The organism is Actinomadura formosensis (assembly GCF_050948385.1).
In the GTDB taxonomy this organism is placed as follows: Bacteria; Actinomycetota; Actinomycetes; order Streptosporangiales; family Streptosporangiaceae; genus Spirillospora; species Spirillospora formosensis.
The window spans coordinates 1,356,035-1,382,340 of sequence record NZ_CP192011.1 but is presented as its reverse complement, the minus strand read 5'-3'; the positions used below and the strand labels follow the sequence as shown (position 1 = coordinate 1,382,340).

The following is a 26,306-nucleotide window of genomic DNA, read 5'->3' as shown; positions in this document are numbered from 1 at the left end:
CGATCGGCTCCCTCATCGAATTCCCCGACACATACCCGGTCGGACGATTCTCACGATAAGGAGGATTTCCGGTGTGCTGCCGTTCGCTACGCGATATTGACACCGTCGCCGCCGATCCTGACGCGGCGCTGACGCGACCCCGTGCCTTTCTTGGGGAAGTCAGGTCCAGGCGAGGCGGTCGGTGAGAAGAACCCGCTGGGCGGGATTGCCGGTGAGCGCGAGAGCACGGCTGCCGGCCGTGCGGGCTTCGCGGTGGCGGCCGAGGTCGCGCAGGAATTCGGCCCGGGTGGCGTGGTACAGGTGGTGGCCGTCCAGGGATTCCGCGAGCGGGTCCAGTTCGTCCAGGGCGGCTTGGGGGCCCCGCACATAGCGGAGCGCGATGGCGCGGTGCAGGCGCACGACCGGTGTCCGCGTCATGCTCAGGAGCATGTCGTAGAGGACGAGGATCTGCGTCCAGTCGGTGTCGTCCCAGGTGGGGGCCTCCGCATGGCACGCGACGATGGCGGCCTGGAGCTGGTAGGGGCCGGGACGGCGCATCGCGGCGGCGCGTTCGATCAGCCGGACGGCCTCCCTGACGGCGTCGTGGTCCCACCGGCCGCGGTCCTGGTCGCGCAGGAGGACGAGACGGCCGTCGTCGAAGCGGGCGGCGGTGCGGGCCTGGTGAAGCCGGATGAGCGCGAGCAGGCCGAGGATCTCGGGCCGGCGCGGCATCAGCCAAGGCGAGGCTCTCGGCGAGCCACCGGGCGTCGTCCACCAGGTCGCGGGCGTGGGGCCGGCCGCCGCCGCTCGTCAGGTATCCCTCGTTGAACAGCAGGTACACGACGGCCAGGACCTGGTTCAGCCGCTCGGGGAGTTCGGCGTCCGGCGGGATGCGGTACGGGATCCCCGCGTCGGTGATCTTGCGTTTGGCGCGGGTGATGCGCTGCCCGACGGTCGCCTCCGGGACGAGGAACGCGGCGGCGATCTGCCCGGTCGTCAGCCCGCACACGGTGCGCAGCGTCAACGCGACCTGCGCCGGGACCGGCAGCGCCGGATGGCAGCAGGTGAAGATCAGCTTGAGCCGGTCGTCGGGCTCGCCGGGCACCGGCCACCGCAGCCGGGCGAGCTTGGCGCGGTGACCGGCCTCGCGGCGCAGCAGGTCGATGCCGCGGCGGCGGGCCGTGGTGAGCAGCCAGGCGTCCGGATGGTCCGGGATGCCGTCGGTGGGCCAGCGGCGCAGCGCGGTCTCCACGGCGTCCTGCATGACGTCCTCGGCGGCGGAGAAGTCACCGAGGGTCCGGATCAGGCAGGCCGTGAGCCGGCCCGCGTGCTCGCGCAGCACGCGGGTCAGCTCGGCGTGGACCCCGTCCATCAGGTGAGGGGGCGTATCTCGATGACGGGGCAGGCGGGCCAGGACCGGGCGATGGCCAGGGCCTCGTCCAGGTCGGACACCTCCAGTTCGACGTAGCCGCTGACGACCTCCTTGCCCTCGACGAACGGGCCGTCGGTGAGCAGCGGCTCTGCACTGTCCAAGCGCATGGTGGTGGCCGTGTGCGCGGGCCGCAGATGCCCGTGATGGGTGATCTGCGCGGCATGCCGGGCGAACCATTCGGTGACCTGCTCGTAGGCGGCCTGGCGTTCGTCGTCGCTCATGGCGGCCAGTTCCTTCGCGTATTCGTCGGTCTCGACGAACATGAGCACGTACTTCACATGTCCCCCTCAGCCGGCGGCGGGCAGCGGAGCGTACAGGTCGATGCCGTTGCCGTCCGGGTCGAGGACGGTCGCGTACCGCATCCCCCAGAACGCGTCCCACGGCTTCTTGGCCCCGGTGTACCCGGCGTCGGTCAGCTCGCCGTACTTGGCGTCCACCTCCGCCGGGCTCGCGGCCTGGAAGGCGAGGAAGGTGCGGGGGCCGCCGGACGGCTTCGTCCAGCCGTCGACGGTGGGGCCCCGGAAGTCCTCGGTGTCGAGCATCAGGTGGAGGCCGCCGGGCAGGTCGCAGCCCGCGTGGCCGGGGGAGGCGGCGTCCACGTCGAACTCCAGGCCGAGGCGGCGGTAGAAGGCGATGGCGGCGTCCATGTCGGACACCACGATGTCGATCGTGTTCATCGTCAGGTCCATGACGTGCTCCTTTCCACGTCCGGTGCGGACGTTCGGTCGCTGTCACCCCCTAGACGATCGGCGGGCGCTCCGATCCGACATCTCCGCGAAGATCATGGCTTGCGGCCCAGCCCGCAGGCGGCGTCCACCGCGGGCGGCCCGGACGGCGCGGCCTCGGGCCGCCAGCGGGACGTGGACACGACACCGGGTTCGAGCAGTTCCAGGCCGGTGAAGAACGCGGCGATCTGCTCGGGCGTCCGGACGGCGTAGGGGGTGGAGCCCCCCTCCACCGCACGCCTGACGGCCGCTTTACGCCCCTTTGCGTCGAGCACGCCGGTGCCGTCGTTGAGGGCCAGGAAGCTCCCGGGGGCCAGCGCGCCGACGAGCCGGCGGACGATGGCGTACGCCTCGTCGTCATCGACCACGTTGCCCATGATCCCGAACATGATCAGGCCGACAGGCCGGGTGAGGTCGAGCGTGCGGGCCGCCTCCGCCAGGAGCCGGTCCGGGTCGCGGACGTCGCATTCGACGTGGTCGGTCCTTCCTTCCGGCCGTCCCACCAGCAACGCCCGCGCGTGCGCCAGGACCAGCGGGTCGTTGTCGACGTACACCACACGCGATTCGGGCGCGACGCGCTGGGCGACCTCATGGACGCTGTCGCGGGTCGGCAGCCCGGTGCCGACGTCCAGGAACTGCCGTACGCCCTCCTCGGCCGCGAGGTGCCGCACCATGCGCCCAAGGGCCAGCCGGGAATGCCGGGCGACGTCCCGGACGCTGGGGAACACTTTGGCGACCTGGTCGCCGACCTGCTGGTCGATCGCGTAATGGTCCTTGCCGCCGATCCAGTAGTTCCACAGGCGGGCCGGATGAGGGCGGGACGTGTCGATCTTGGGCGACTCGTTGGCGGACATGGCGTTCATCGTTGCCCCGGGTATGCCGCCCGGCAAGGCAGGATGCGGATATGACGAAAAAGTGTCCGTGCGGTGTCGGCGCCCGGTACCGGGACTGCTGCGGCCGGTTGCATGAGGGCAGGGCGACGGCCGAAACGGCCACGGAGCTGATGCGGTCGCGGTTCAGCGCGTTCGCCGTCGGGGACGAGGCGTATCTGCTGCGGACGTGGCATCCGGCGACGCGTCCGGAGCGGATCGGTGTCGAGGACGGCACACGCTGGACGCGGCTGGAGATCCTCCGCGAGGAGAACGGCGGGCCCGGCGACGACAAGGGCATCGTGGAATTTCGCGCCCACTATCGGGCGGAAGCGGAACCCAGTGAATTGCACGAGGTCAGCCGCTTCGTCCGGCATGACGGCGAGTGGGTCTACGTCCGGGGAAAGATGCTCTGACATTCCGCTCCGCAGGCCACCGGATCCGATCGCGCGGGGAGGACCCGACCGCTCGTCCGGCGCGGAGCAGGCTCCCCGTCCGTGGACGACCTGGACCGGGAGGCACACCCCGTCTTCGCTCGCTTTTGCCCTGCACAGATCGTCCATCGCTAGACTGCGAGTTCGTAGCGGCCGACCCACGACGATGGAGGTTCCAATGAGTCCCGGGGACGGCGGAGACCGCATAGCCACGCCGGAACAGATGAAGCAGCAGGGCAAAAACCTGCACAGGAATGTTGATCAATACTTGCAGCTGGCCTGGAACAACCTGCAAGGTGCGCGGGGCGTCACACAGGCGAATTTCACCGCCACCTCCTATGTCCTCTCCATGGCTTACACCGCCGCGCTCGACGTCGCGGAAGAGGACCTGGAGACCAAGAAGAAGGTGCTGAACAAATTCCGGGACCTGCTCGCCGTATCGGCCACCAACTGGGACTCCGCCGAGGTCAAGAGCACTCTCGCCCGTCCTTGAACCAGTAGTTCCGTGAGAAGTCAGGAGTGTCATGGCTGGCCCCACCCCGTCTGGAAGCCCGGTCGCCTTCGCCGCCGCGACCGCGTTGACGATGACCCAGGTCTCCGCGGCGCTCATCCCGCCGGCCTGGACGACGTCCATCGTCATGTATCTGAACCAGTGCGACCCGCAGGCGCTCCTCGACGCCGGTATGAAGTGGGCCGACAACTACGACCAGCTCGGGAACGCCCAAGGGGCGGCCGACAACACGAACCTGTCCAAGGACGAATGGCAGGGGCGTGACCGGGACGCCTACGACAAGCGCATCGACGAGTACAGATCCCAGCTCACCGGTTCCAAGCAGCTCGCGTTCGCGGTGGGCACCACGATGTCCATCGTGGCTGGGCTGCTCTTCCTCATCGTCGCTGCCATGGTCGTGATCGCGGTGCTGATCGCGCTGTACGCCCTGTACGTCGCCGCGGCGCTGGCGGGCCTGTTCACCTATCCCGCGGTCCTCGCATCGGCGTCGGCGTTCGCCATCGAATGCACCGAGTTCCTGGAGAGCGTTTCGGGACTCGTGGGCTCGATCGCGGCGGGCGGAGCCGCCGTCATCACGGGCGCGATGGCGCTGGACGTCGGCTGGCAGAAGGCGCACGGCAACGACGCCGCACTCGACGACTTCATGAACGGGCTGCGGGACGCAAGCGACAACATGATCTGGGGGACGATCTCCCGTCTGGAGCGCACCGCGACAGCCGCGCTGATGAAGGTCGGCGGTGGCAGCCCGCTCGGCAAGAACGACCCCGGTCTCCGGCTCCCGAATCCCATCGGCAACCCAGCGCGGACGGGCGGTGTCGCCGGCGGCAGCGGCACCTGGACGGGCGGTAACATCACCGACCACTTCGCCGGTGCGGCCGGAGACAAGAACAAGCGCGACGAGGGCTTGTTCGAGGATCCGCCCGCCGACCAGTGATAGGGGCCCGGGGACACCGCCGCGTCAGGTGGATGTTGGCTTCAGCCTGTCTCACGCTGCTCTCCCTGCCCACTGCGACGACCTACACGCACCTGTTCGGTGAGCAGGTGTCGATGCGGATCGACCGGTGTGAACACCAGACGCGATTTTACGAATGCCACGGTTCCTGGACGGACGTAGACGGGAAGCGGCATACCACCACCGTCTCCCACGTCGGCCCGAAGGACATCGGCCGGACCGTCGAGGCCAGGCTCGGTCCGTGGCCGATGAATGCGCACGCCGGAAGTCTCTGGGCGGACGCTCCGATCTTCTTGCCGGTGGCGCTCATGGCGATCGGCGTCCCGGGCTACCTCTTCCTCCGGTGGCGGTTCGGCCGTGAGGTGAAGGAGACGGCGCGACGGCTGCTGGACGCCCCCGATCACTTCCTCGTCCTGGAGGTGAACCACGCCGGGGCGGTACGTCCAGACGGGGAAGAGCATCTCCGCACCCGGTCGGGTGACCCGGAGCTACCGGTCCCCGCGTGGGCCGACCGCAGGCACTACGTGTCCGTCCGCCGCCCCGACGGGCAACTCGCGTTCATCGTGGAGCGGCTCACCGACGAGATCCAGATGCTCGATGCGGATGGACACGCCGAAACCGTCGTCCCGCACCTCGCGCTCCAGGCCGGCCGTCCCAGGATCGAACGGCCGGATGGGACGCTCCTGGGCGAGATGGCCCTGACCCGCGGTGAGACCAGTGACGTGTACTCCATCGTCCGCCCGGACGGCAGGGAGGTCGGCCGTTTCGCCAGGCTCCGCCGCCACACGTGGGCGCTGTGCCTGGCACCGGACTGCTCGCCCGTGCTCACCGATTCCGTCCTCGCCTACCTTTTCACCGAGGGTCGAGCCGCCTGACGCACGGCTTCATTTGCCCAGGTTCTTGCGGATCTGGTCCATGAGGGCGGTGGCTTCGCGGGAGACGCCGGAGAAGACATCGTTCATGTCCCGCAGTGCCTGATGCATCTGGGCCGGATCGACGGGGGTCGTGGCGGTCTCCGCGTCCTCCCCGTAGACCTCCCGTGCGATCTCCTGTTTACGCCGTTCCAGATCCGCGACGGCCTCCTGGGAAAGCCGCTGGATCGTCTCGGCGAGTTCCTCTGAGGCCATCCGCATGGTCCGCGGATCGATACGCACGTCGGTGAGTCCCCGCTCAGGGGAGAACGCCAGCCCGATCCGCCCATCCGCGGATTCCGCGTGGCCGACCAGTCCCGTCAGTCGTTCACTGAGTTCCGCGGACTGCTGCGCCACACGCCGCGCCCGCTCCGCATGCGCACCCAGGTCGATACCGAGCGTCCGTTCGATGTCGGGAAACTGGTTCATTGCCACATTCCTCTGGAGGGAAGTACTCGTCAATACGGCACAATATGCCGTTCTATGAACCGGTGGAGCACATTGCAGTCGGATCTTGAGCCGTTTCCGGCGACTGGTTCCGGCCGACCTCGCCGACCGCGCCGATCCGATCGGTCGGACAAGAAAAGCAGCAACCTCCACATGCTGCCGGGTTGCCGCTGGTGGCCGGTGTGTTGATTGAGCGGCAGTTAAAGCTCAAGGTTCTTGAAGGCGGCCACCTGCTGCGTTATGGCCCGCTCGGTGGGCAGCCGCTCGACCGACGAGGCGCCGAAGAAGCCGACCACGCCCTCCGTCCGCGACAGCACGTAGGCGGCGTCGTCCGGCTCGGCGATGGGGCCGCCGTGGCACAGGACGAGAATGCCGGGACGGACGGCCAGTGCGGCGTCCCGCATGGCCTGCACCCGCTCGACCGCCTCGTCCAGTGTCAGGGCGGTGCCCGCGCCGATGCTGCCCTTGGTGGTGAGCCCGACGTGCGGGACGAGAACGTCCGCGCCCGCTTCGGCCATGGCCCGTGCCTGGTCCTCGTCGAACACGTAGGGGGCGGTGACGAGACCGCGCTCATGCGCGAGCCGCACCATCTGGACCTCCAGGTCGTACCCCATGCCAGTCTCTTCGATGTTCTGCCGGAACACGCCGTCGTAGAGGCCGACCGTGGGGAAGTTCTGGACGCCCGCGAATCCCATGGCCTTCAACTGGTCGAGGAAGACGGGCATCACCCGGAACGGGTCGGTCCCGCACACCCCGGCCAGGACGGGGGTGTCCTCGACGACCGGCAGCACCTCGGAGGCCATCTCCACCACGATCTGGTTGGCGTCCCCGTAGGGCAGCAGCCCGGCCAGCGACCCTCGTCCCGCCATCCGGTACCGGCCCGAGTTGTAAATGATGATCAGATCGACGCCGCCGGCCTCCGCGCACTTGGCGGACAGCCCGGTGCCCGCCCCGGCACCGATGATCGGCTTGCCCTCCGCGACGGCGTTGCGCAGCCGGAACAGGACGGTCTCACGGTTCACTGCGATCCCCCCGAGATCATCTGGTGCAGCCGGTCGGCCATCGCGCGGCCGAACACCGGATCGTTGATGTTCATGTCGAGTCTCTCCGTCTCCACGGCGCCTTCCATGGCCGCGAAGCACGCCTCGTCCGCCGCCGGGTCGTGGAACGGCATCCCCGGCGCGTCCAGCGCCGACACGCCCCCGAGCGGGACGAACAGTGCGGTCGGCCCGGTCGCGGCCCCGAGCTTGCCGGCGATCCGCCGGCCCAGCTCGGCCATCTCCTCCCGCGTCGTGCGCATCAGGGTCACGGTCGGGTTGTGGACGTAGAGGTCGCGCCCTTCGAACCGCTCGGGGACGGTCTCGCGCGGCCCGAAGTTGACCATGTCCAGTGCCCCGGGCGCCACGACCTGCGGCACCCCGTGCCGCCCGGCCGCCGTGAGCCGTCCGGGCCCGGCCGAGAGCACACCCCCGACGAGATCGTCCGCCAGCTCCGTGGTGGTCAGATCCAGCACACCGGCGAGCAGCCCGCTCTCCACGAGCCCCTCGAGCGCCCGCCCTCCGGCCCCCGTCGCGTGGAAGACGAGCACCTCGTAGCCCAGTTCGTCCAGCCGCTGCCGCGCCGCGTCCACCGCCGGGGTGGTGACCCCGAACATGGACGCCCCGACCAGCGGCCGCTCGTCCGCCGCAGGCGCCGACCGCGCCTGCGCGTAAGCCTTCGCCATCCCGGCCGCCGCTGCCGCCGCGTTCCCGAGGATCAGCCGCGACACCCGGTTGACGCCCGCGATGTCGACCACGCTGTAGGTGAGCGTCACGTCCCTGGCGCCCACATAGGGTGCGACGTCCCCGGACGCCATCGTGGACACGATCAGCTTGGGCAGCCCGATCGGCAGGTCCCGCACGGCCCGCGCCGCGACGGACGACCCGCCGCTGCCGCCCACGGCGAGTACGGCGTCCACCCGCTCCAGCCCCGCGAGCACGGCCGCCGCGCCCTCTCCCATCGCGGTGACGGCGGCCCCCCGGTCCCCCGCGTCCCGCAACTCCTGAAGAGAAGTGCCCCCGGCCCGCGCGACCTCCTCGGCGGAGACATCGGCCTCGACCTCGGACGGCCCGACCCCCGCGTCCACGAGAACCACGTCGCACCCGAGCTCCCGCACGCGCTCACGAAGCCACGCGTACTCCTCCCCCTTGGTATCGAGCGTCCCCACCAGCACGACCGTCGCCATGGCGCCTCCCATCCCCGATACCGATTCCCAGCCGATCACCCGGCAACCAGGGACGCGCCGATGGGAACATGGCCCCTTTGCCCCCGCCTCGAACCTGCGCGAGCTACGAGACGTTTCCCCTGCCCCTCGCTCCGTTCAGCACGGGGTGGTCCATTCGATGTTGGGGTACAGCCGGTACTTCAGCAGCCGATCCAGCCGATCCACCGCCACTTCGGCGTCACCGCACGGGGCCAGGAACCAGCCCCGCCGCAGCCCTGTCTCGAAATAGCCCCACGCCCCGCCCGGCGTCGCCCGCACGGTCACCACGGCGCCGATGTCGTCGGCCACCCCGCTGGCGTACACCCACAGCAGCGGCACCGGGTACCGGAACTCCTCCTTCTCGTACAGCCCCACACACCGCCAGCCCCTCGCTTTGAGTGCGGTCTTAAGCAGTTCCAGGTTCCACACCGCCGTGTCATGGCCTATGCACGTCCGCCAGTCCAGCACCACCCGCCAGCGGCCCAGGGCCGCCCGCACGACTCGCCCCGGCTTTCCTGCTCCGGCACCCGTGATCAATGCCACCGCCCGCCGCGTCCGACCCACCTCACACCTCCACACCCTTGCTGGACGCTTTTCGGATGTCACGCCTGGCCGTCCCCTTGCGCAGCTTGTCCGGGGCATTGAGCAGGCGACCTCACGTGTGAGCGCGTTCCGGGTCCGGGCCGCGCCGATGGCTCGGCCGACATCCCGTTGTCCCCCAGCGGCCCCAGGCTCACGGCTCGACGTCCCAGATGAACTCCGCCCATAGGATCTGGCCGGACTCGGTGACGTCATGGCCGATCTTGTCGGCCACTTGCTCGACGATGAAGAGGCCGCGTCCGTACTCGGCCACCGCGTCCGGGGACGTCTCGGGTCGCTTCCATTCACCGGTCCCGGCGTCCGTCACGGCGATGCGCGCCCATCCCGGCCGCAACGCCACGGCGACGGAGAACTCACCGCCCGCCCCGCCGCTCGGTGTGTGGCGCAGGGAGTTCGCGGCGAGTTCCGAGACGGCGAGTTCGGCATCGGAGGTTCGCGGGGAGCCATCGAGGAGTCCGCGCACGAATGCGCGAACCGCAGGCACCATGGACAGAAGACCCGGGTAGGTCTGGGACCATTCCATACAGGAGGGCACCCCAAGCGATCAAGTCATGACGTTAAGTGACGGGTAAGCTGAGTACTCAGCTTGAGAGTTGTGTACGCAGCTTGTCAAGCTTGGATCGAGAAATCGCGCCCGCATCGCCACCGGAGTCACCGTGACCCAGCCCGCATACCTGCGTATTGCCGACGATCTGCGCAAACAGATCGTCGAAGGCCGCCTGGCCCCGGGCGACCGGGTTCCCTCACGCCACGAGCTCGCACGCGAGCATGGCGTGTCGGACCGCGTGGCCGTTGAGGCCGTCCGGCTGCTGGTGTCCGAGGGGTACGTCGAGTCCCGCTCGGGCAGCGGCACATATGTGCGTCAGCGCCCGGAGGTCAAGCGCCTCACCAGAAGCTGGTACCGCGCGCACGGGCGTGCGACCTCCCCGTTCCGCGCGGACATGGAGGCGCAGGGGTATTCGGGGACGTGGCAGTCGGCCTCGGAGACGAGTGCGGCAACGCCGGTGGTGGCCGAGCGGCTCGGCGTCGCCGAAGGCGATCCGGTCATGGTGACGCGGTATACCTTCCTCGCGGACGGCCGGCCCGTCATGCTCTCGACGTCATGGGAGCCGCTGGAGCTCACCCGCGGGACTCCGGTGATGCTGCCGGAGGAGGGGCCGTATGCGGGCGCCGGTGTGGTCGCGCGGATGCGGGCCATCGGGCAGGACGTGTCGCTGGCGACCGAGGTCGTGACGGCACGGGCCGTTCTCGCGGACGAGGCCGAGCGGCTGGACGAGCCGATGGGGGCCATCGTGATGGTGATCCGGCGCACCTACACCGGAGAACGGCCCGTCGAGACCGCCGACATCGTGGTGCCCGTGGATCGGTACGAGCTGGCGTACACGATCCCGGTCGGGTGATCAGGGGGTGGGGACGGGGGTTTCGGTTATCGCGCCGTCTTCCAGGGTCAGGACCCGGTCCGCTTCGGAGAGCAGGGCCGGGTCGTGCGTCGCCACCAGGACGGTCACGCCCTCGCTCGCCACGAATGCGCGGAGGAGGGGCATGATCGCGGCGGCCGTCTCGGAGTCCAGCTGGCCCGTCGGCTCGTCGGCCAGGAGCAGGCGGGGACGGTTGGCGAGGGCGCGGGCGATGGCCACGCGCTGGCGCTGGCCGCCGGACAGTTCGTAGGGGCGCTGGGCCGCGTGGTCGGCCAGGCCGACCAGGGCCAGGAGGATGCGGACCCGCTCGTCGCGTTCGGCCTGGGGCGTGCGGGCCAGGCGGAGCGGTACTTCCACGTTCTCCGCGGCCGACAGGACGGGGATCAGGCCGTGGGACTGGAAGACGTAGCCGATGTCGTCGCGGCGGAGGGCGAGGAGGTCGTCCTCGGAGAGGGCGCCCACGTCGCGGCCGTCGACGCGGACGGTGCCGCCGTCCGGGGTGTCCAGGCCGCCGATCAGGTTGAGCAGGGTGGTCTTGCCGGACCCGGAGCGGCCCTTGAGCGCGACGAGCTCACCGGGGGCGAGGGTGAAGGACACGCCGCGCAGCGCGGGGACCTCGATCTTGCCCGTCCGGTAGGTGCGGGCCAGGTCCTCCACGGCGACCATCGGGGCGGTCATTCGGTCTCCTTCTGGTCGGGCCAGACGCCGACGTGGTCGCTTTCCAGGTTGAGGCGGACACGGTCGCGCATGTCGAGGGCCTCGGTGAACCCCTTCGGGAGCTGGACTCGGCCCACGCGGTCGAGGAGGGCGTACTCCTCGGCGGTGCGGGTGCCGTCGGCCTCGGCGCGGCGGCGGACCTCGCTGCTGGTGCGGCCGTCGCGGATGCCGACGGTGCGGTCGACGCGCTCGGCCACCTGCGGGTCGTGGGTGACGACGACGGTGGTGGTGCCGAGTTCCTCGTTGACGCGGCGGAGCGCGGCGAAGACCTCGGCGGCGGTGGCGGTGTCGAGTTCGCCGGTGGGTTCGTCGGCGAGGATGACGTGCGGTTCGTTCGCGACGGCGACCGCGATCGCGACGCGCTGCTGCTGGCCGCCGGACAGTTCCTCGGGACGGCGGGCCACGCAGTCGCCGACGCCGAGCAGGCCGAGGAGTTCGGCGGCGCGGATGGCGCGTTCGCGGCGGGACCGGCCGGCGAACCGCATCGGCAGTTCCACGTTCTGCGCGGCGGTCAGGTACGGGAGCAGGTTGCGGGACGTCTGCTGCCAGACGAACCCGACCTGCTCGCGCCGGAAGCGCAGGCGTTCCTTGGCCGTCATCGTGAGCAGGTCCGCCCCGGCGACGCGGGCGACGCCGGCGGTCGGGACGTCCAGGCCGGACAGGATGTTCAGCAGCGTCGACTTCCCGGAGCCGGACGCGCCGACGATCGCGATCAGCTCGCCGGGGTTGACGAGCAGGTCCAGGCCCTGGAGCGCGACGACCTCGATGCCGTCGGTCTTGTAGATGCGGACGAGGTTGTCGCAGACGATGTGCGCGCCCTCCCCGTAGACGGGCCCGCGTTCGGCGGCGCGGCGTTCCAGTTCGGCGAGGCTGGGCGTGTCGGTCATGAGTCCCCCGTTCTCAGGACGGTTCCGGGGTCGGTGTCGAAGACCCGGTCGACGGCGACGGCCGCCGCGGCGGCGAGCAGCAGCGCGCCGGCGAGGCCGAGCAGCGCCGGCAGGTCCGGGACGTGGGCGGTGACGGCGTAGCCGCCGGTGTAGGGGCGCAGGTCGACGACCGGGCCGGTGATCTCGGGGAGCAGGAGGCCGAGCACCCAGCCGGCGCCGACGGCGCAGAGCAGGACGGGCGCGATCTCCACCAGGGCGAGGGCGCGGCTCTGCCGCCGGCTCAGCCCGAGGGTGCGCAGGTGCGCGATGGTGCGGGCGCGGGCGCGGGCGCCGACGACCAGGACGAGCAGCACCGCGAGCAGCCCGAACGCGCCGCCGAGGACCGCGTCGTTCCGGAAGGTGTCGTGGACGACGGTCACCATGTCGTCGCTCGCCATGCCGCGCAGGACGTCCCGGCGCAGCTCGACGCGGCGGCCGCCGCCGGCGGCGGCGCTCAGCTTCCGGGCGTCCAGGTCGTGGCCGGTGACGAAGACCTGGGACGGGAAGCCCTTCTCCGCGGCGATCAGCTTGTAGGGGACGACCACGAACGCGGAGCCCGTCTCCTGTCCGGGGAAACGCTCGATCGTCCGGGTCGGTTTGACGCGGATCGGGGTGAGGCCGGGGCGGCTCAGCGTCACCTCGCCGTGCCCCATGGTCTCGGCGGCGAGCGGCGACATCAGGACCCCGGAGTCGGGGATGTCGGGCACGGACGGCGCGAGCTTCCGGTAGGCGTGGAGGTCCACGCCTACCAGGGTCATCGGCGCGGGGTCCGTCGCGGTGGACACGGTCTCGACGATCCGGGCCGGGAGCACGCCGGTCACGCCGGGTACGGCGCGGATCCGGCGGAGGGCGGCCTCGTCCACCGGCCCGGCGGCGAGCCGGGCGTCGCCGCCGACCGCGGCGTAGGACGCGCGGACCTGCCCGTCCCGCAGTCCGGTGTCCACGGTGGCGGTGAACCCGGCGATGGCGGCGGCGAGCAGCAGCACGGCCAGCGGCAGCGCCCCGACGATGTTCTGCCGGGCGGCGCGGGCGAGGCCGAGGAACGCGACGGCGCCGCGGCGGCGGCGCGTCACCGGGCCGGCGGCGCGCATCAGGTACGGGTAGACCCGCAGCACGAGGACGCCGACGGCCGCGCCGAGCAGCGCGGGGACGGCGGCGACCAGCGGGTCGGTTCCGGCGGCGTGGCCGCGCCGGCGCAGCAGCACGACGCCGATCACGGCGAGCGCGACGAGGAGGCCGTCCAGCACGAGCCGCCACCGGGACGGCCGGGCGGAGCCGATGTCGTCGCGCTTCTGGACGCCGAGGCCGGCGTCCCGTTCCCGCCAGACCAGCGCGGTGGCCACGGTGACGACGGTGAGGGCCAGCGCGGCGACGGCGTACGCCGAGCCGGGCTGCGGCGGGCCCGCGTCCAGCAGCCGTCCCGCCGCGTACCCGAGCCCGGCGGACGGGACGACGGCCGCCGCCGTCAGCCCGAACACGGGGGCGGCGAGCTGGCGCAGCGACGCCCCGCGCGCCCGCATGGTGGCGAGGACGGGCCGGAGCCGTTCGCCGATCAGCCCGGCGGCGAGCAGCAGCACCCCGGCGGCGACGGCGGCGAGCCCGCCGAGCGCCAGGCCGAGGACGGTCCGGGCGGTGTGCAGCCGGGCCGTGTACCCCTTCAGCCGAGTGTCCAGCGCGGTCTCCACCTTGCAGGGGAACAGGCCGGGGCGGCCCTGCACCGCGGCCCGGAAGGGGTCCAGGTCGGCGGTGATCGCGGCGGCGTGCTCGGCGTCCACGTTGTCGGCGCGGATGGGGAACCGCCAGGTGAAGGTGAGCTGCCGCGCCGGGTCGCGGGTGAGCATCACGGATCCGCCGGCGCCCATCAGCGCCGTGCCCACATCGGTCAGGACCCCCTCCTTGCCGTTGCTCACCAGGGTCGGTACGGGCCGCAGCATGCTCCAGCGCGGCCCCCACTGCCAGTACCTGTCGGCGGTGTTCAACGGCTCGTACAGGCCGGTGATGCGGACCTGCACGGCCCTGGGCCGGGACCCCTCGGTGAGCGCGAGCCGGGTGCCGACCTTGTAGCCCATCGCGGTGGCATAGGTCTTGGAGACGATGATCGGGACGTCGCCGGAGAGCCGGCCGGGCTCGGCGTACGGTATGCCGCCGGCGACGAGGCGAATCCGTTTCAACGCGCCCGGGTCGTGGCTCAGCGACAGCTTCCGGGGGCGCGGGGCGTTCCCGAGGACGTCCATGCGGGCCGTGCCGACCGAGCCTTCGGGCTCCCCGGCCACGTCGCGCAGGGACGGCGGCAGCAGCGTCTGCCAGTCGACGGTGACCGTCTCCAGCGCCGCGCCGGACGAAATGGGCCGCGCCGCCTCCGGACCGGCCGCCGTGCCCACCACCCGCAGGTCGGTCCCCCTGACCGCGGCGGCCCCGGCGCGGTCGTAGCCGGCGGCGGTGCGGGCCGGAACGGCGACGGCGAACAGCGCGGACAGCAGTGTCAGCACGGCCAGCGCGACGAGCGGCGCCCAGTGCGCGCGGGCCAGCCGCAGGGCGGGACTGCTCATCGCTCCTCCCCCATGCGCAGCTCCCCGCCGAGGTCGCGGCGGCGCAGCGCCCCGATCACCGGCGGCAGCACGACCCCGAGCACCGCGGTCACCCCGGCGATCATGGCGAGCAGCACGGGCCACTGGACGACCGCCTCGGCGGGCGGGTAGGGCCGGGCGGCGCGCACACCGAGCACGATGTGCGGGACGGCGAGCCGCGCGACGATCAGGCCGAGCACCGTCCCGCCCAGCAGGCCGAGCGCGACCAGGTACGCCTGCTCGATCGCGAGCATCCCGGCGACCTGCCGGGGGTGGACGCCGATGACCCGCAGCACGGCGAACTCGCGCGACCGCTCCCCGGACGTCACCGCCGCGTTCACGACGAACGCGATGACGGCGAAGACCAGCGCGGTGCCGAAGCCGAGGACGAGCGCGCCCTGGAGTCCCGCGCCGAGCGGGGCGTTGCGGAGCCGGGTGCGCAGCGCGGCGCGGTCCGCGGCGACCTTGCCCCAGTCGGGGTGGGCGGCGAGGGCCCGCACCGCCGGGCCGGTGCGGTCGCCGCGCACCGAGGCCCACCATTCGCCGGGCGCGATGCCCGCCGGGTCCGCGCCGCTCACGGCGAGCCGCCGCTCGGTCAGCGTGGGCAGGTCGACGAGGGCGGCGGGCTGCCCGTCCGGCACGCTCGGCAGCGCCGGCGCGATCCCCGCCACCCGGATCGGCTGCTGGGCGCCGGGGGTGCCCAGGGTCACCGTGCCGCCGACACCGACCTTCATGCGCGCGGCCAGTGCGCTCGTGATGACGCCGGGGACGGACGGCTGGAGGTCGGTGTTGATCCCGTCGTGGGCGGGCGGGGTGGCCGTGGCGACCATCGCATGGACCGTGACATCGGCGACGGGCAGGTAGATGTCACCCCGCAGCCCGCCAAAGACCAGCTTGGACGAGGTGCGCGGGATGGACAGCCGCAGCAGTGCGCCCTTCGCCTCCTCGGCATGGGGGGTGATCTTCACCTCTGAGTCCTTGGTCTGGCCGAAGGCGTCCCAGCGGCCGCCGGCGGGCAGCGTCGCGTCCGCGCCGCCGTCGCCGCGCACCCGCAGGACGTCGAGGGCGAGCTGCCCGGAGACGGGGTTGGTGTCGTAGAGGTAGTGGACGCCCCGGACCGCCAGCGGGTAGGTGAGGACGCCGTCCGGCCCGGCGAGGGCGGCGGCGTCCAGGGTGAGGGTGTGCTCCTTGCCGTCGGCGGCGACGCCCGGCAGCATCGCCCGCCGGGCCACCCCGCGGCCGTCCACGATCGTCACCGCGAGGTGGAAGGACTTGCCGCCCTGCGACCTCCCCCCTTTGAGCTCTGGGGGGTACGGCCCGTCGTGGGTCAGCCGCACGTCGAAGCTCAGCCGGCCGGGCCTTCCCGGGAGGGCCAGCGCGGGCGCGGCGGGGCGGGCCTTCGCCAGCCCGTCCAGCCGCAGGTCGCGGTGCAGCCCGGGCTGGACGCGCAGGATCCCGCCGAGCGCCCGCGCGTCCACCCCGAGGAGGGTCGCCGGGCTGGTGCCGAGGTCGGCGTCCGAGCGCAGCACCCCGGTCGCGGAGGTGACGCCGGGCAGCGCGGCGAACCGCCCGCCGTGGCCGAGCGGCGTGGGGCCGCCGGTGGCGGCGGTGTCGGCCAGCCGCAGGTCGGCTCCGCTCTGGAAGTCGGCCTGGTCGGCCTGGGAGCGGTGCCAGGTCGCCATCGTCACGACCGACAGCACCCCGACGGCCATCGCCATGGCGAGCAGCAGGACGGGGCCCGCGTACCGGAGCCGCCGCCGCCCGACCTGCCGGGTGCCGAGGACGGGAACGAGCCCGAGCCCCCGGGTGGCGGCCCGTTCGGCGACCCGCGACACGACCGGCAGCAGCCGGAGCATGAGGACGCCGCCGGCGAGCAGCGCGAGGGCCGGGCTGGACACGATGAACGGGTCGACGCCGGCGGCGAGGTCCGCGCCGGTCGCGCCGTACCGGGTGAGCTGCCAGAGGGCGAGCCCGGCGACCAGCAGCAGCGCGAGGTCGGCGCCCGAGCCGAGCAGGCCGCCGCGCGGCGGGCGGCCGATCCCGGCCTGCACCTCCACGAACGTGCGGTTGGCGCCGCGCAGTGCCGGGAGCGTCAGGGCGGCGGCGCAGAGCAGCGCGGTGACCGCCGAGACGATCCACAGCGGCGCGAGCGGTCCGGGGTCGAGCCGCAGCCCGGACGCCCGGACGGCGGGGGCGTGGCTCGCGAGCCGCAGCAGCGGACCGGCGAGCAGGGGGCCGAGCACGGCGGCGGGCAGGGCGATCAGCAGTCCCTCGGCGAAGCTGAGGCCGGCGAGCTGCCGCATCCCGACGCCGCGGGTGCGCAGCAGCGCGACCTCGCCGCGCCGGTGGTCGGCGAGCAGCCGCGAGACGAGCAGCCACGCGCACCCGGCGAGCAGGATCAGCTGGATCACCGGGATGAGCATCGTGGAGCGGGCGACGAGCACCGCGTCGTGCAGGTGCCCGGTCAGCTCGGGCAGCCTCGTCACGACGGTGTACTGCGCCCCGCCGCCGCCCGCCTTCGCGAAGGTGGCCCGGGTGCCGGCGACCCGGTCGCGGAGGGGGCCGAGGTCGCCGGCGTCCAGCCGGCGCAGGTCGGGCAGGACCGTGAAGCGGGCGTCCACGCCGGTTCCGGTGAAGCGCTGCGCGAACACGCCGGGCGGCACCACGAACGGCCCGTACGTGGTGTAGTCGAGCCGGACGACGCCGGCCGTGACGAGCCGGTCGTCCTGCCAGAAGTACGCACCCGGGTCGGGGACCTCGAACACCCCCACGACGCGGACCCGCACGACCGATTTCTTGTCGACGCGCCCGTGCAGGGTGAGGACGTCGTCCACGTCCGCGTGGACGGCGCGAGCGGCCGGTTCGGGCAGGACCGCCTCGATCGGCTCGCCGCCTTCGCGGGGCCAGCGTCCCCTGACGAGCCGCGCGTGCCGCTCGATCCCGGTGAAGGTCTGGAACGCGGTCAGGTCGGGATGGGCGCTGTTCTCCTGGCCGGGCAGCGTGTAGGTGTCGCTGCGCACGCTCATCGAGACCGACAGCGGGACGTCCCCGTAGATCTCCTTGAGCGCCCCGCCGATCCGGTCCTGCACCTTGGTGAGGCCCCCGCCGGGGACGTGCGCGCCGATCACGGTCCCGGTCGTGTCGGCGGTCGCCTCCGCCAGGGTGCGCCGCAGGCCCTCGCGGGTCACCGACCCGGTGTAGCCGACGAGGGTGGTGAGCACGGTGGTCGCGAACAGCGCGGTCGCGCACGCGGCGAGGATCAGCATGCGATCGCCCGCCATGCGCCTGAGAACCAGCCCCCGGAGTCTCACAGTCGATCATGCTCACCCCGCTGTGTCCTATACCACAAGGGGCCGCGATGATTCCGTGATGTTCCGCAACGTTCCTGCAATAACCGGAAAATCATCCAGGCGGCGCCCAGACGGAGACCCCCTCCGGCGGGACGGACTCGGCGCGCCGGAGGATGTCGACCGGCTCCAGGACGGCCCCTGACGCGACCGGATCCCCGGCACGCGCGGCGGCGCGGTCGATGTCCTCCCGCTCGGCGGGACCGGGCCGCAGCCCGGCCGACGCCCGGACGGCCGCCGCCGTCGCCAGCGCCGCCGCCGCGTCCCCGGAGCGTCCGGCCAGGCCGAGCGCCGCGGCCAGCCCCTCCAGCGAGAACGCCAGATCGCGCGGCGACTCCAGCCTGATCGCGACGGTCAGCGCGTCCCGCTGGTACCGGACGGCCCGCGCGGCGTCGCCGCGCGCCTCGGCCACATATCCGAGGCCCGTCTGGACCAGCGGCAGATACAGCGGCGGGAACTCCTCCGGCGACACCGCCGCCAGCATGCGGCGAAGCCGGTCCTCGGCGTCGTCGAGGCGTCCCTCGCGGCGCGCCACCAGCCCGAGCCCGAGATCGGCGAACGTCACGGCCTGCGCGAACCCCTGCTCCACCGCCACCCGGTGCGCCCGCCCGAACAGCCGCCGCGCGGACGCGTGGTCGCCGCGCAGGTGGGCGACCCAGCCGCGCCACGCCATCCGGACGGCGACGTCCGGCCACATGTGCAGTTCCTCGGCCATCCGCTGCCCGTCCTGCTGCAGCCGTTCCGCGCGTTCGTAGTCGCCGGTCAGCTCGGCCGCCGCGCCGAGCCATTCGATCGCCTGGAGCCGGCCCCAGCGGTCCCCGACCTCGCCGAACAGCGCGGCGGCGCGCTCCGCGTCACGTTCCAGCGCGGCGGGGTCGCCGTGCGCGTGGGCGTGCTTGGCGCGCAGGATCAGCGAGGCCGCCTCGCCCCACCGGTCGCCGGACGCCCGGAACTCGGCCAGCGCCTCGTCCAGCATGACCGCGTTCGCCCCGGCATCGTCCAGTTCGAACTGGGCGAACATCAGGAACCAGCGCGCCCAGGCGGCGAGGCGCGCGTCCGCCGCCTCGTCCACGAGCCGCAGGGCCTCGTCACGGCGGGGCGTCCAGTCTCCGGGGACGCCCTTCAGGACCGACAGCCCGGCCCGCCAGGTCAGCGCCCTCGCCCGGTCGCGGACCGGGCCGTCCGCGCCGATCGCGGCGTCCAGCGACCGCAGCGCCTCGCTCAGCCGGCCGCGCAGGAACCAGTACCAGGCGAGCGCGTTGGCCAGCCGCAGCACCGCGCCGCCCGGCAGGGCGTCGAGCGCGGCCCGCAGGTTCGCCGACTCCAGGTCGAGCCTGCGCAGCCAGTACGCCTGCTCGGGCCCGTAGAGGTGGCGTTCCGCGCGTTCGGCCAGGCCGGTGTAGTGGCGGCCGTGCGCGGCCCGCGTCCGCTCGGTCTCGCCCGCCTCCGCCAGCCGGTCGGCGGCGTAGGCGGCGACCGACTCCAGCAGCCGGTAGCGCGGCCCCTCGCCGGCGCGTTCGGTCATGACGACGAGCGAGCGGTCGACCAGCCGGACCAGGACGTCCAGGACCTCCGCCTCGGGGACGTCCGCGCCGGCGCACACCGCCTCGGCCGACTCGGCGGCGCAGCCGTCGGCGTGCACCGACAGCCGCCGCAGGACCGCCCGCTCCGGCTCGGTCAGCAGGTCCCAGCTCCAGTCGATCATCGCGGTCAGCGTCCGCTGCCGGGCCGGAGCGCCGCGATGCCCGGACGACAGCAGCCGGAACCGGTCGTCGAGCCGGTCGAGGAGGCCCTGGATCCCGAGCGCGCGCACCTTGGTCGCGGCCAGTTCCAGCGCGAGCGGCAGGCCGTCCAGCCGCCGGCACAGCTCCCCGACCGGGCCGGCCGTGCCCGCGTCCAGCCGGAAGCCGCGGGCCGCCGCCTGCGCCCGCGCCGCGAACAGCCGGACCGCGCTCGACTCCGCCGGATCGTCCCGCTCGCGTGGCACGTCCAGCGGCGGGACGGCCCACACCACCTCGCCGGGCAGCCCGAGCGGCTCCCGGCTCGTCGCGAGGACCCGCACCCCGGGGACCTTCCGCAGCAGCCGCTCCACCAGCCCGGCGGCCTGCTCGATCACGTGTTCGCAGTTGTCGAGGACGAGCAGCAGCCGGCGCGCGCCGAGCGCCGCCGCGAGCCGGTCGAGCGCCGCCTCCGGGGCCCCCGGCGCGTCCCGCAGGTCGAGGATCGCGGTCACGACGTCCGCCAGATCCGGGACGGTCGAGCGTTCGAAGCCGGCCAGCTCCGCCATCCACACGCCGTCGCCGAACGCGTCCACGAGCCCGGACGCGGTCTCGATCGCCAGCCGCGTCTTGCCCACCCCGCCCGGCCCGGTCAGCGTGACCAGCCGGTCGGTGCCGATGCGGGCGCGGATGTCGCGGACCGCGTCATCCCGCCCGATCAGCTCGGTGGGCGGTACGGGCAGGTTCGACCGGCGGCGGGACGGCGGCGGGGCGGGCGCGTCCAGGGCGGGGTCCTGCCGCAGGATCGCGCGCTGCAGACCGGCCAGCTCGGAGCCGGGGTCGAGGCCCAGCTCGCCGGCGAGCAGCGTCCGGTACCGCTCGTAGCTCTCCAGCGCCTCGTTCTGGCGTCCCGCCCGGTACAGCGCCCGCATGTGCGCGGCGCGCAGGCGCTCCCGCAGCGGATGCTCCCGGGCCGCGTCGCCGAGTTCTCCCGCCAGCGCGCCGTGCTCGCCCAGGTCGAGCCGCACTTCGGCGTGCTCCTCCAGCGCGGTCAGCCGCAGCTCGGCCAGCCGCGCGATCGCCGCACGGGTGAACGGCTCGTCGGCGAAGTCCGCCAAGGCGGGGCCGCGCCACAGGCCCAGCGCCTCGGCCAGCAGTTCCGCGCGCTCCTTCGGCTCCTCCGCCCGGCGCGCCCGCTCCACCAGGATCTGGAACCGCCGCGCGTCCACCCGCTCGTCGCCGGCGCCCAGCAGATACCCGGCGGGGCGCGACTCGACCAGCGCCCGCGCCCCCGGTTCGGCGTCCTCCAGGACCCGGCGCAGCTGCGACACCTTCGCCGACAGCGCCCCCATCGGGTTGCCGGGCAGTGCCCCGCCCTGCTCACCGCCCCACAGGTCGTCAATCAGCCGGTCCGCGGGCACGGGACGGCCCTCGTGCACCAGCAGGTCGGCCAGCAGCGCCCGGACCTTCAGGCCGGGTACGGGCACCAGCTCACCGTCGTCGGTCCAGACGGCGAGCGGACCGAGTACCCCGAATCGCACGCTCCGACCCTAACGCGGAGCGATGCGCGGAAGGCGACCGTAAGAATCCCGTAAACGGTGTCGCGCATGGTGGTTCCAGCAAGCGAGAAGGACAGCACGATCCGATCTCACGGAGGACCTCATGCGCAAGATCATCAACTCGACGTACGTGTCGCTCGACGGCGTCATCGAGAACCCGCAGAACTGGACTTCGGCGTACTTCCAGGACGAGGCCGCCGGCTACGCGCGGGATCTGCTGTTCTCCTGCGACGCCCTGCTGATGGGGCGCAAGACGTTCGAGGGCTTCTCGCAGGCGTGGCCGGCGATGGAGGAGTCGACCGGTGACTTCGGCGTCCGGATGAACACCCTGCCCCACTACGTCGTGTCCGACTCCCTGAAGAAGCCGGCCTGGGGCGACTCGACGGCGATCCCCCGGTCCGAGGCCGTCGCCGAGCTCACCAAGCTCAAGGAGCAGGACGGCCAGGACATCCTGCAGTACGGCTTCGGCCCGGTGTCGCGCACGCTCGTGGAGCACGGCCTGCTGGACGAGCTGCGCCTCTGGATCCACCCCGTGATCGTCGGCCCCGGCGACCCCGAGGAGCTGCTCACCCGGAAGGGCTTCGCGGCATCGTTCGAGCTGGCCGACACCAAGGTCTTCACGACCGGCGTCATCATCGCGACCTACGTCCCGGCCGCCAAGTAGCTCAGCGGCCGGCGAGGACGGCCCGGAGGATCTCCGGCGTGCGGGACGGCGGTTCGGCCTGGACGCCGAGCTGGTTCAGGACGTCCCGGTAGCGGGCGATGTCGGACGCCCGGTCCGGGTAGAGGGCGCCGGTGAGCTGCTCCAGGTAGACGATGTCGGGCAGTTCGGGCTCGGCGAACCGGAGCAGCGTCACCGGGCCGCCCTCGGCCGCGTGCCCTCCGGCCGTGAACGGCAGGACCTGCACGGTGATGTTGGGCAGCGCCGCCATCTCGATCAGGTGCTCAAGCTGGGCGCGCATCGTGGCGGGGCCGCCGACGACGCGGCGCAGCACCGCCTCGTCCAGGACGGCCCACAGCTTCAGCGGCTCGCGGCGGTCGAACACGCGGCGGCGCGCCATGCGCAGTTCGACCCGCCGCTCGATCTCGGCCTGGGACGCCTCGGGGTGGCGGGCGGTGATGAGTGTGCGCGCGTAGTCGGGGGTCTGCAGCAGCTCCGGGACGTTCTGAATCTCATAGACACGGATCACGACGGCGCCCTGCTCCAGGCCGAGGTAGGGCTCGAACCAGCTGGGCACCACGTCGCCGTACGCCTGCCACCAGCCGGGGGTGTTGGCGTGTTCGGCCAGCTCCAGAAGCTCCTCGCGGACATCGGGGTCGGTCACGCCGTAGAGGGTCAGGAGGTCGGCGATGTCGCGTTCCTTGAAGCCGACCCGGCCCAGCTCCATCCGGCTGATCTTGGAGTGCGAGCCGCGGATCTCATAGCCCGCGGCCTCGGTGGAGATCCGGGCGGCCTCGCGGAAGCGGCGCAGCTGCGCGCCGACCAGCATCCGCAGCACGGTCGGCCCGGCGGTCCGGTGGTCCTGCACGATGGGGATCGACTCGTCCGGATGTCGGCTCATGCTCCCGCGCACCCCCGGACCGATGCTAGATCTTCCACGGGATGCCTCCTCGGCGTGCAAGAAATCTTCCTACGGAGAAGAAAGTTACCCGCAGGTGGACCGCTTGCCCACCGGTCTGAACATCCTGATTTGTGGCGACTTGCGGTTTTTGAACCGGATGCCCGAGCGACACCACACTGACCTGGCACGATTCCGGTTCCGAAAAGAAAACCGAAAAAATCCGGGCGAGATGTCGATCCGTTCACCCCATGTTCGACGCGTCAGCGAAGACCGGGGATGACCCGGGCAAGGACACAAGGAGGAAACAGCATGCGGTTCATGATGATGACCACGGACAACGGCCCCGACGACGCGCCGCCGGACGAGAAGCTCCAGGCGGAGATGGGCAAGTTCATCGAGGAGATGGCCAGGGCCGGGGTGCTGCTCGCGACCGGCGGGCTGGAGCCGTACGGCACCCGCATCACCTCGTCCAGCGGCAAGATCACCGTCACCGACGGCCCGTTCGCCGAGGCCAAGGAGGGCGTCGTCGGCTTCGCCCTCATCGAGGTGCGCAGCCGGGAGGAGGCGATCGAGCTCTCCAAGCGGTTCTGGTCGATCGTCGGGGACGGCACGGGCGTCATCAAGCAGGTGTTCGGCCCGGAGGACCCCTTCCCGGGGCAGTGATCGGCCGCTGAGCTTGCGCGGCGGCCGGTGCGGGTGCTCTCATCGGCGGCGTGACGGCTTCGGACGAACCCCCCGCGCACGAACCCCCCGCGCACGGCGGATCCGCGCACGGGCCGGACGTGCGCGGATCCGCCGCGCACGCGAGCATCGACGCGGTGTGGCGGCTGGAGGCGGCGCGCATCATCGCCGGGCTCGCCCGGCTGGTGCACGACATCGGGCTCGCCGAGGAACTCGCGCAGGACGCGCTGGTCGCCGCGCTCGAACAGTGGCCGGAGTCAGGCGTCCCGGACAACCCGGGCGCCTGGCTCATGGCCGTCGGCAAGCGCCGCGCGATCGACCGCATCCGCCGGGAGCGGCGGTTCGAGCACAAGCTGGCGGAGATGGGCCGCGACCTGGAGACGCGGCCGGCGGCGGAGTTCGACGTCCCGGACGACGAGCACATCGAGGACGACGTCCTGCGGCTGATCTTCACGGCCTGCCATCCCGTCCTGTCCGTGCAGGCGCGGGTCGCGCTGACGCTGCGGATGCTCGGCGGCCTCACCACCGAGGAGATCGCGCACGCGTTCCTCGTCTCCGAGCCGACCGTGGCGCAGCGGATCGTCCGGGCGAAGCGGACGCTGTCGGAGGCGGGCGTGCCGTTCGAGGTGCCCGAGGGGCCCGGCCGCGCGGCGCGGCTGTCGTCCGTCCTGGAGGTCGTCTACCTGATCTTCAACGAGGGGTACGCGGCCAGCGGCGGCGGCGACTGGGTGCGGGCGGACCTGTGCCAGGAGGCTCTGCGCCTCGGCCGCATCCTCGCCGAACTGGCGCCGGGTGAACCCGAGGTGCACGGGCTCGCCGCGCTCATGGAGATCCAGGCGTCCCGGACACGCGCGCGCACCGGGCCGTCCGGCGAACCCGTCCCGCTCATGGAGCAGGACCGCGGCCGCTGGGACCGGCTCCTCATCCGCAGGGGATTCGCGGCCCTGCTCCGCGCGAAGGCGATCGGCGAGCCACCCGGTCCGTACGTCCTGCAGGCCGCGATCGCCGCCTGCCACGCGCAGGCACCCACCGCCGAGGACACCGACTGGGCACAGATCGCGTCCCTCTACGCGGTCCTCGCGAGCGTCGCCCCGTCCCCCGTCGTGGAACTGAACCGCGCGGTCGCCGTCGGCATGGCGCACGGCCCGGACAAGGGCCTCGCACTCGCCGACGCGCTGGTGGACGAGCCGTCCCTGCGCGGCTACCACCTGCTGCCGAGCGTCCGCGGGGACCTCCTCGCCCGGCTCGGCCGGCTGGACGAGGCCCGGACGCAGTTCGAGCGCGCCGCGGAACTGACCCGCAACGCGCCCGAACGCAAGACCCTGCTGGAGCGGGCCGCCTCCTTGCGCCGCCCCGCTCAGTAGCCCTTCACCTGGTAGGAGTTGACGACCTTCGCGAACTCCTGGAGGTCGTACATCCCGACTTCGCCGTCACGTCCCTCCTCCACCTGCGCCCGGTTGGCCAGCGCGAGGTCCTGGTTGGCCTCGATGTACCCGCGCAGCTCCCGCTCGTAGTTCGCGAACGCGGCGCGGTGGTCGCCGCCCGCCGCCTTCAACTCCCCCGCGAGGACGTACGCGCCGACGATGGCCATGCTCGTGCCCTGCCCGGACATCGGCGACCCGCAGTATCCGGCGTCCCCGAGCAGGACGACCCGGCCCCTCGACCACGAGTCCATGCGGATCTGCGCCATCGAGTCGAAGTGGAAGTCCTTCGCGTCCCACATCGTGCGGATGAGCTCGGGCAGCACCCAGCCGCCGCCGGCCAGCGCGTCCGCCATGATCTTCTTCTGCGCGGCGATGTCGCGGTGGTCGTAGTCGATCGGCTTCTCGGACTCGAAGCCCAGGAAGACGCGGAGTTCGGTGTTGCCCCGGACGCTCATCACGCCGCCCCAGTTGCCGGCCGGCGTCCGGTGGCCGATCTGCCAGCGGTCCAGGCCGAGGAAGTTCGGGGCCGTCCACACCGCCAGGTAGGGGCCGAGGTGGGAGAGGAAGTCCCGCTCCGGACCGAACGCCAGCCGGCGGGTGTTGGAGTGAAGGCCGTCCGCGCCGACGACCAGGTCGAACGTCTGGATCGCCCCACTGTGGAAGATCACCCGGACGCCGTCGTCGTCCTGCTCCAGCCCGGCGATCGAGTCGCCGTACAGGTACTCGATGCCCTCGCCGGCCGCGTCCGCGAGGATCCGCGACAGGTCCTCGCGGAGGATCTCGATGTCGGGGCTGCTCAGGTCGCCGCCGGTGAACGTGTACTCCTCGGTGCGGTGAAGCTCGGCGCCGCCGGCGTCCACCATGGACATTCCGCGCATCTCCACGCGCTGTTCGCGGATCCGGTCCAGGACGCCCATCCGCTCGGCGACGTCCAGTGCCGGGCCGCGCACATCGATCGCCTGGCCGCCGAGCCTCAACCCCGGCATCAGTTCCACGACCGTGACATCGAAGCCGTAGCGGTTCAGCCAGTACGCCAGTGCGGGGCCGCCGATGCTCGCGCCGGAGATGAGGACCCTGCTGTTCTTCATGGACGGGGTGTTCTTCATGGACGAGGTGTTCGTCATGGACGGCTCCCGAATCAGTGGCGGGACGTGTTCCCGCGCCGTCCGCAAAGCTGCCCGCATCCGCTGACAGGCCGCATACCGTCCGCTGACAGAGGCCGGTGGGTCGCTGTCAGCCCCGAACTGTGTTTGGGTGATGATGCAGGACGGAGCCCCGGAGAGGA

General features: G+C 72.3%; 24 protein-coding genes and 1 pseudogene. 8 read left to right on the top strand and 17 right to left on the bottom strand.

Features of this window, described 5'->3' with window-relative positions:
• Positions 1–159: 159 nt before the first annotated feature.
• The 5 genes and pseudogenes from ACQP1N_RS06515 to ACQP1N_RS06495 all read right to left on the bottom strand — a co-directional run bounded on the left by ACQP1N_RS06515 (position 160) and on the right by ACQP1N_RS06495 (position 2,990).
• Complete coding sequence (locus tag ACQP1N_RS06515) at positions 160–711, bottom strand: DUF6596 domain-containing protein (RefSeq protein WP_433229620.1); 552 nt, start codon at positions 709–711, stop codon at positions 160–162.
• Positions 712–778: 67 nt separating this feature from the next.
• A pseudogene (locus ACQP1N_RS06510) lies at positions 779–1,351 on the bottom strand (RNA polymerase sigma factor); the annotation flags it as partial.
• A complete protein-coding gene (locus tag ACQP1N_RS06505) occupies positions 1,351–1,689 on the bottom strand; it encodes a YciI family protein (RefSeq protein ID WP_433229617.1) in 339 nt (112 codons plus the stop codon). The gene ACQP1N_RS06505 and the pseudogene ACQP1N_RS06510, both read right to left, overlap by 1 nt.
• Positions 1,690–1,698: 9 nt before the next feature.
• A complete protein-coding gene (locus ACQP1N_RS06500) occupies positions 1,699–2,100 on the bottom strand; it encodes a VOC family protein (RefSeq protein WP_433229615.1) in 402 nt (133 codons plus the stop codon).
• Positions 2,101–2,192: 92 nt separating this feature from the next.
• Positions 2,193–2,990, bottom strand: coding sequence for an SAM-dependent methyltransferase (locus tag ACQP1N_RS06495; protein ID WP_067794187.1), 798 nt, complete (start codon positions 2,988–2,990; stop codon positions 2,193–2,195).
• Between the two features lie 50 nt (positions 2,991–3,040).
• Here ACQP1N_RS06495 and ACQP1N_RS06490 point away from each other — a divergent pair, with 50 nt between their 5' ends.
• The 4 genes from ACQP1N_RS06490 to ACQP1N_RS06475 all read left to right on the top strand — a co-directional run bounded on the left by ACQP1N_RS06490 (position 3,041) and on the right by ACQP1N_RS06475 (position 5,777).
• A complete protein-coding gene (locus tag ACQP1N_RS06490) occupies positions 3,041–3,421 on the top strand; it encodes a YchJ family protein (protein ID WP_433229612.1) in 381 nt (126 codons plus the stop codon).
• Positions 3,422–3,617: 196 nt separating this feature from the next.
• Positions 3,618–3,932, top strand: coding sequence for a hypothetical protein (locus tag ACQP1N_RS06485; RefSeq protein WP_131732677.1), 315 nt, complete (start codon positions 3,618–3,620; stop codon positions 3,930–3,932).
• Positions 3,933–3,963: 31 nt separating this feature from the next.
• Positions 3,964–4,884, top strand: a complete 921-nt coding sequence (locus tag ACQP1N_RS06480; RefSeq protein WP_433229608.1) for a hypothetical protein — start codon at positions 3,964–3,966, stop codon at positions 4,882–4,884.
• 32 nt (positions 4,885–4,916) lie between these two features.
• A complete protein-coding gene (locus ACQP1N_RS06475) occupies positions 4,917–5,777 on the top strand; it encodes a hypothetical protein (RefSeq protein ID WP_067794183.1) in 861 nt (286 codons plus the stop codon).
• 9 nt (positions 5,778–5,786) lie between these two features.
• Here the strand turns inward: ACQP1N_RS06475 and ACQP1N_RS06470 are convergent, their stop codons facing one another.
• The 5 genes from ACQP1N_RS06470 to ACQP1N_RS06450 all read right to left on the bottom strand — a co-directional run bounded on the left by ACQP1N_RS06470 (position 5,787) and on the right by ACQP1N_RS06450 (position 9,565).
• Complete coding sequence (locus ACQP1N_RS06470; protein ID WP_067794182.1) at positions 5,787–6,242, bottom strand: YbaB/EbfC family nucleoid-associated protein; 456 nt, start codon at positions 6,240–6,242, stop codon at positions 5,787–5,789.
• A 218-nt stretch (positions 6,243–6,460) separates the two neighbouring features.
• Complete coding sequence (locus ACQP1N_RS06465) at positions 6,461–7,282, bottom strand: phosphoenolpyruvate hydrolase family protein (RefSeq protein WP_433229606.1); 822 nt, start codon at positions 7,280–7,282, stop codon at positions 6,461–6,463.
• Positions 7,279–8,484, bottom strand: coding sequence for a Tm-1-like ATP-binding domain-containing protein (locus ACQP1N_RS06460; RefSeq protein WP_433229604.1), 1,206 nt, complete (start codon positions 8,482–8,484; stop codon positions 7,279–7,281). The genes ACQP1N_RS06465 and ACQP1N_RS06460 overlap by 4 nt, the downstream gene beginning before the upstream one ends.
• Positions 8,485–8,619: 135 nt before the next feature.
• Entirely contained in the window at positions 8,620–9,000 is a 381-nt protein-coding gene (locus ACQP1N_RS06455; RefSeq protein ID WP_067794180.1) for a hypothetical protein, read from the bottom strand.
• 235 nt (positions 9,001–9,235) lie between these two features.
• Complete coding sequence (locus tag ACQP1N_RS06450; RefSeq protein WP_433229601.1) at positions 9,236–9,565, bottom strand: ATP-binding protein; 330 nt, start codon at positions 9,563–9,565, stop codon at positions 9,236–9,238.
• Positions 9,566–9,758: 193 nt separating this feature from the next.
• On the opposite strand from ACQP1N_RS06450, the gene ACQP1N_RS06445 reads away from it, so the two are divergent.
• On the top strand, positions 9,759–10,502 hold the full coding sequence (locus ACQP1N_RS06445; RefSeq protein WP_084262522.1) for a GntR family transcriptional regulator: 744 nt from the start codon (positions 9,759–9,761) through the stop codon (positions 10,500–10,502).
• On the opposite strand, the gene ACQP1N_RS06440 is transcribed toward ACQP1N_RS06445, so the two are convergent.
• From ACQP1N_RS06440 to ACQP1N_RS06420, 5 genes are all read right to left on the bottom strand, one after another.
• Entirely contained in the window at positions 10,503–11,198 is a 696-nt protein-coding gene (locus tag ACQP1N_RS06440) for an ABC transporter ATP-binding protein (RefSeq protein ID WP_067794178.1), read from the bottom strand.
• The gene (locus tag ACQP1N_RS06435; RefSeq protein WP_433229597.1) at positions 11,195–12,124 is read right to left on the bottom strand and encodes an ABC transporter ATP-binding protein; all 930 of its coding nucleotides are present in this window, start codon (positions 12,122–12,124) and stop codon (positions 11,195–11,197) included. The genes ACQP1N_RS06440 and ACQP1N_RS06435 overlap by 4 nt, the downstream gene beginning before the upstream one ends.
• Positions 12,121–14,712: an FtsX-like permease family protein gene (locus ACQP1N_RS06430; RefSeq protein WP_433229594.1), complete on the bottom strand. Its 2,592-nt coding sequence runs from the start codon at positions 14,710–14,712 to the stop codon at positions 12,121–12,123. Before ACQP1N_RS06430 ends, ACQP1N_RS06435 begins: the two co-directional genes overlap by 4 nt.
• A complete protein-coding gene (locus ACQP1N_RS06425; protein ID WP_433229591.1) occupies positions 14,709–18,011 on the bottom strand; it encodes an FtsX-like permease family protein in 3,303 nt (1,100 codons plus the stop codon). The genes ACQP1N_RS06430 and ACQP1N_RS06425 overlap by 4 nt, the downstream gene beginning before the upstream one ends.
• Before the next feature lie 121 nt (positions 18,012–18,132).
• Entirely contained in the window at positions 18,133–21,336 is a 3,204-nt protein-coding gene (locus ACQP1N_RS06420; RefSeq protein WP_433229588.1) for a BTAD domain-containing putative transcriptional regulator, read from the bottom strand.
• A gap of 121 nt (positions 21,337–21,457) precedes the next feature.
• On the opposite strand from ACQP1N_RS06420, the gene ACQP1N_RS06415 reads away from it, so the two are divergent.
• Positions 21,458–22,018 carry a dihydrofolate reductase family protein gene (locus ACQP1N_RS06415; RefSeq protein ID WP_067794173.1) on the top strand — a complete coding sequence of 187 codons (561 nt, stop codon included), beginning with the start codon at positions 21,458–21,460 and terminating at the stop codon, positions 22,016–22,018.
• A 1-nt stretch (position 22,019) separates the two neighbouring features.
• Here the strand turns inward: ACQP1N_RS06415 and ACQP1N_RS06410 are convergent, their stop codons facing one another.
• Positions 22,020–22,916 carry a helix-turn-helix domain-containing protein gene (locus tag ACQP1N_RS06410; RefSeq protein WP_433229585.1) on the bottom strand — a complete coding sequence of 299 codons (897 nt, stop codon included), beginning with the start codon at positions 22,914–22,916 and terminating at the stop codon, positions 22,020–22,022.
• A 309-nt stretch (positions 22,917–23,225) separates the two neighbouring features.
• On the opposite strand from ACQP1N_RS06410, the gene ACQP1N_RS06405 reads away from it, so the two are divergent.
• Together ACQP1N_RS06405 and ACQP1N_RS06400 are read left to right on the top strand one after the other, a co-directional pair.
• A complete protein-coding gene (locus ACQP1N_RS06405; protein WP_067794172.1) occupies positions 23,226–23,579 on the top strand; it encodes a YciI family protein in 354 nt (117 codons plus the stop codon).
• Between the two features lie 146 nt (positions 23,580–23,725).
• Positions 23,726–24,961, top strand: a complete 1,236-nt coding sequence (locus ACQP1N_RS06400; RefSeq protein WP_433232597.1) for an RNA polymerase sigma factor — start codon at positions 23,726–23,728, stop codon at positions 24,959–24,961.
• On the opposite strand, the gene ACQP1N_RS06395 is transcribed toward ACQP1N_RS06400, so the two are convergent.
• Entirely contained in the window at positions 24,955–26,145 is a 1,191-nt protein-coding gene (locus ACQP1N_RS06395; RefSeq protein ID WP_242608844.1) for an FAD-dependent monooxygenase, read from the bottom strand. The genes ACQP1N_RS06400 and ACQP1N_RS06395 overlap by 7 nt on opposite strands.
• Positions 26,146–26,306 lie beyond the last annotated feature (161 nt).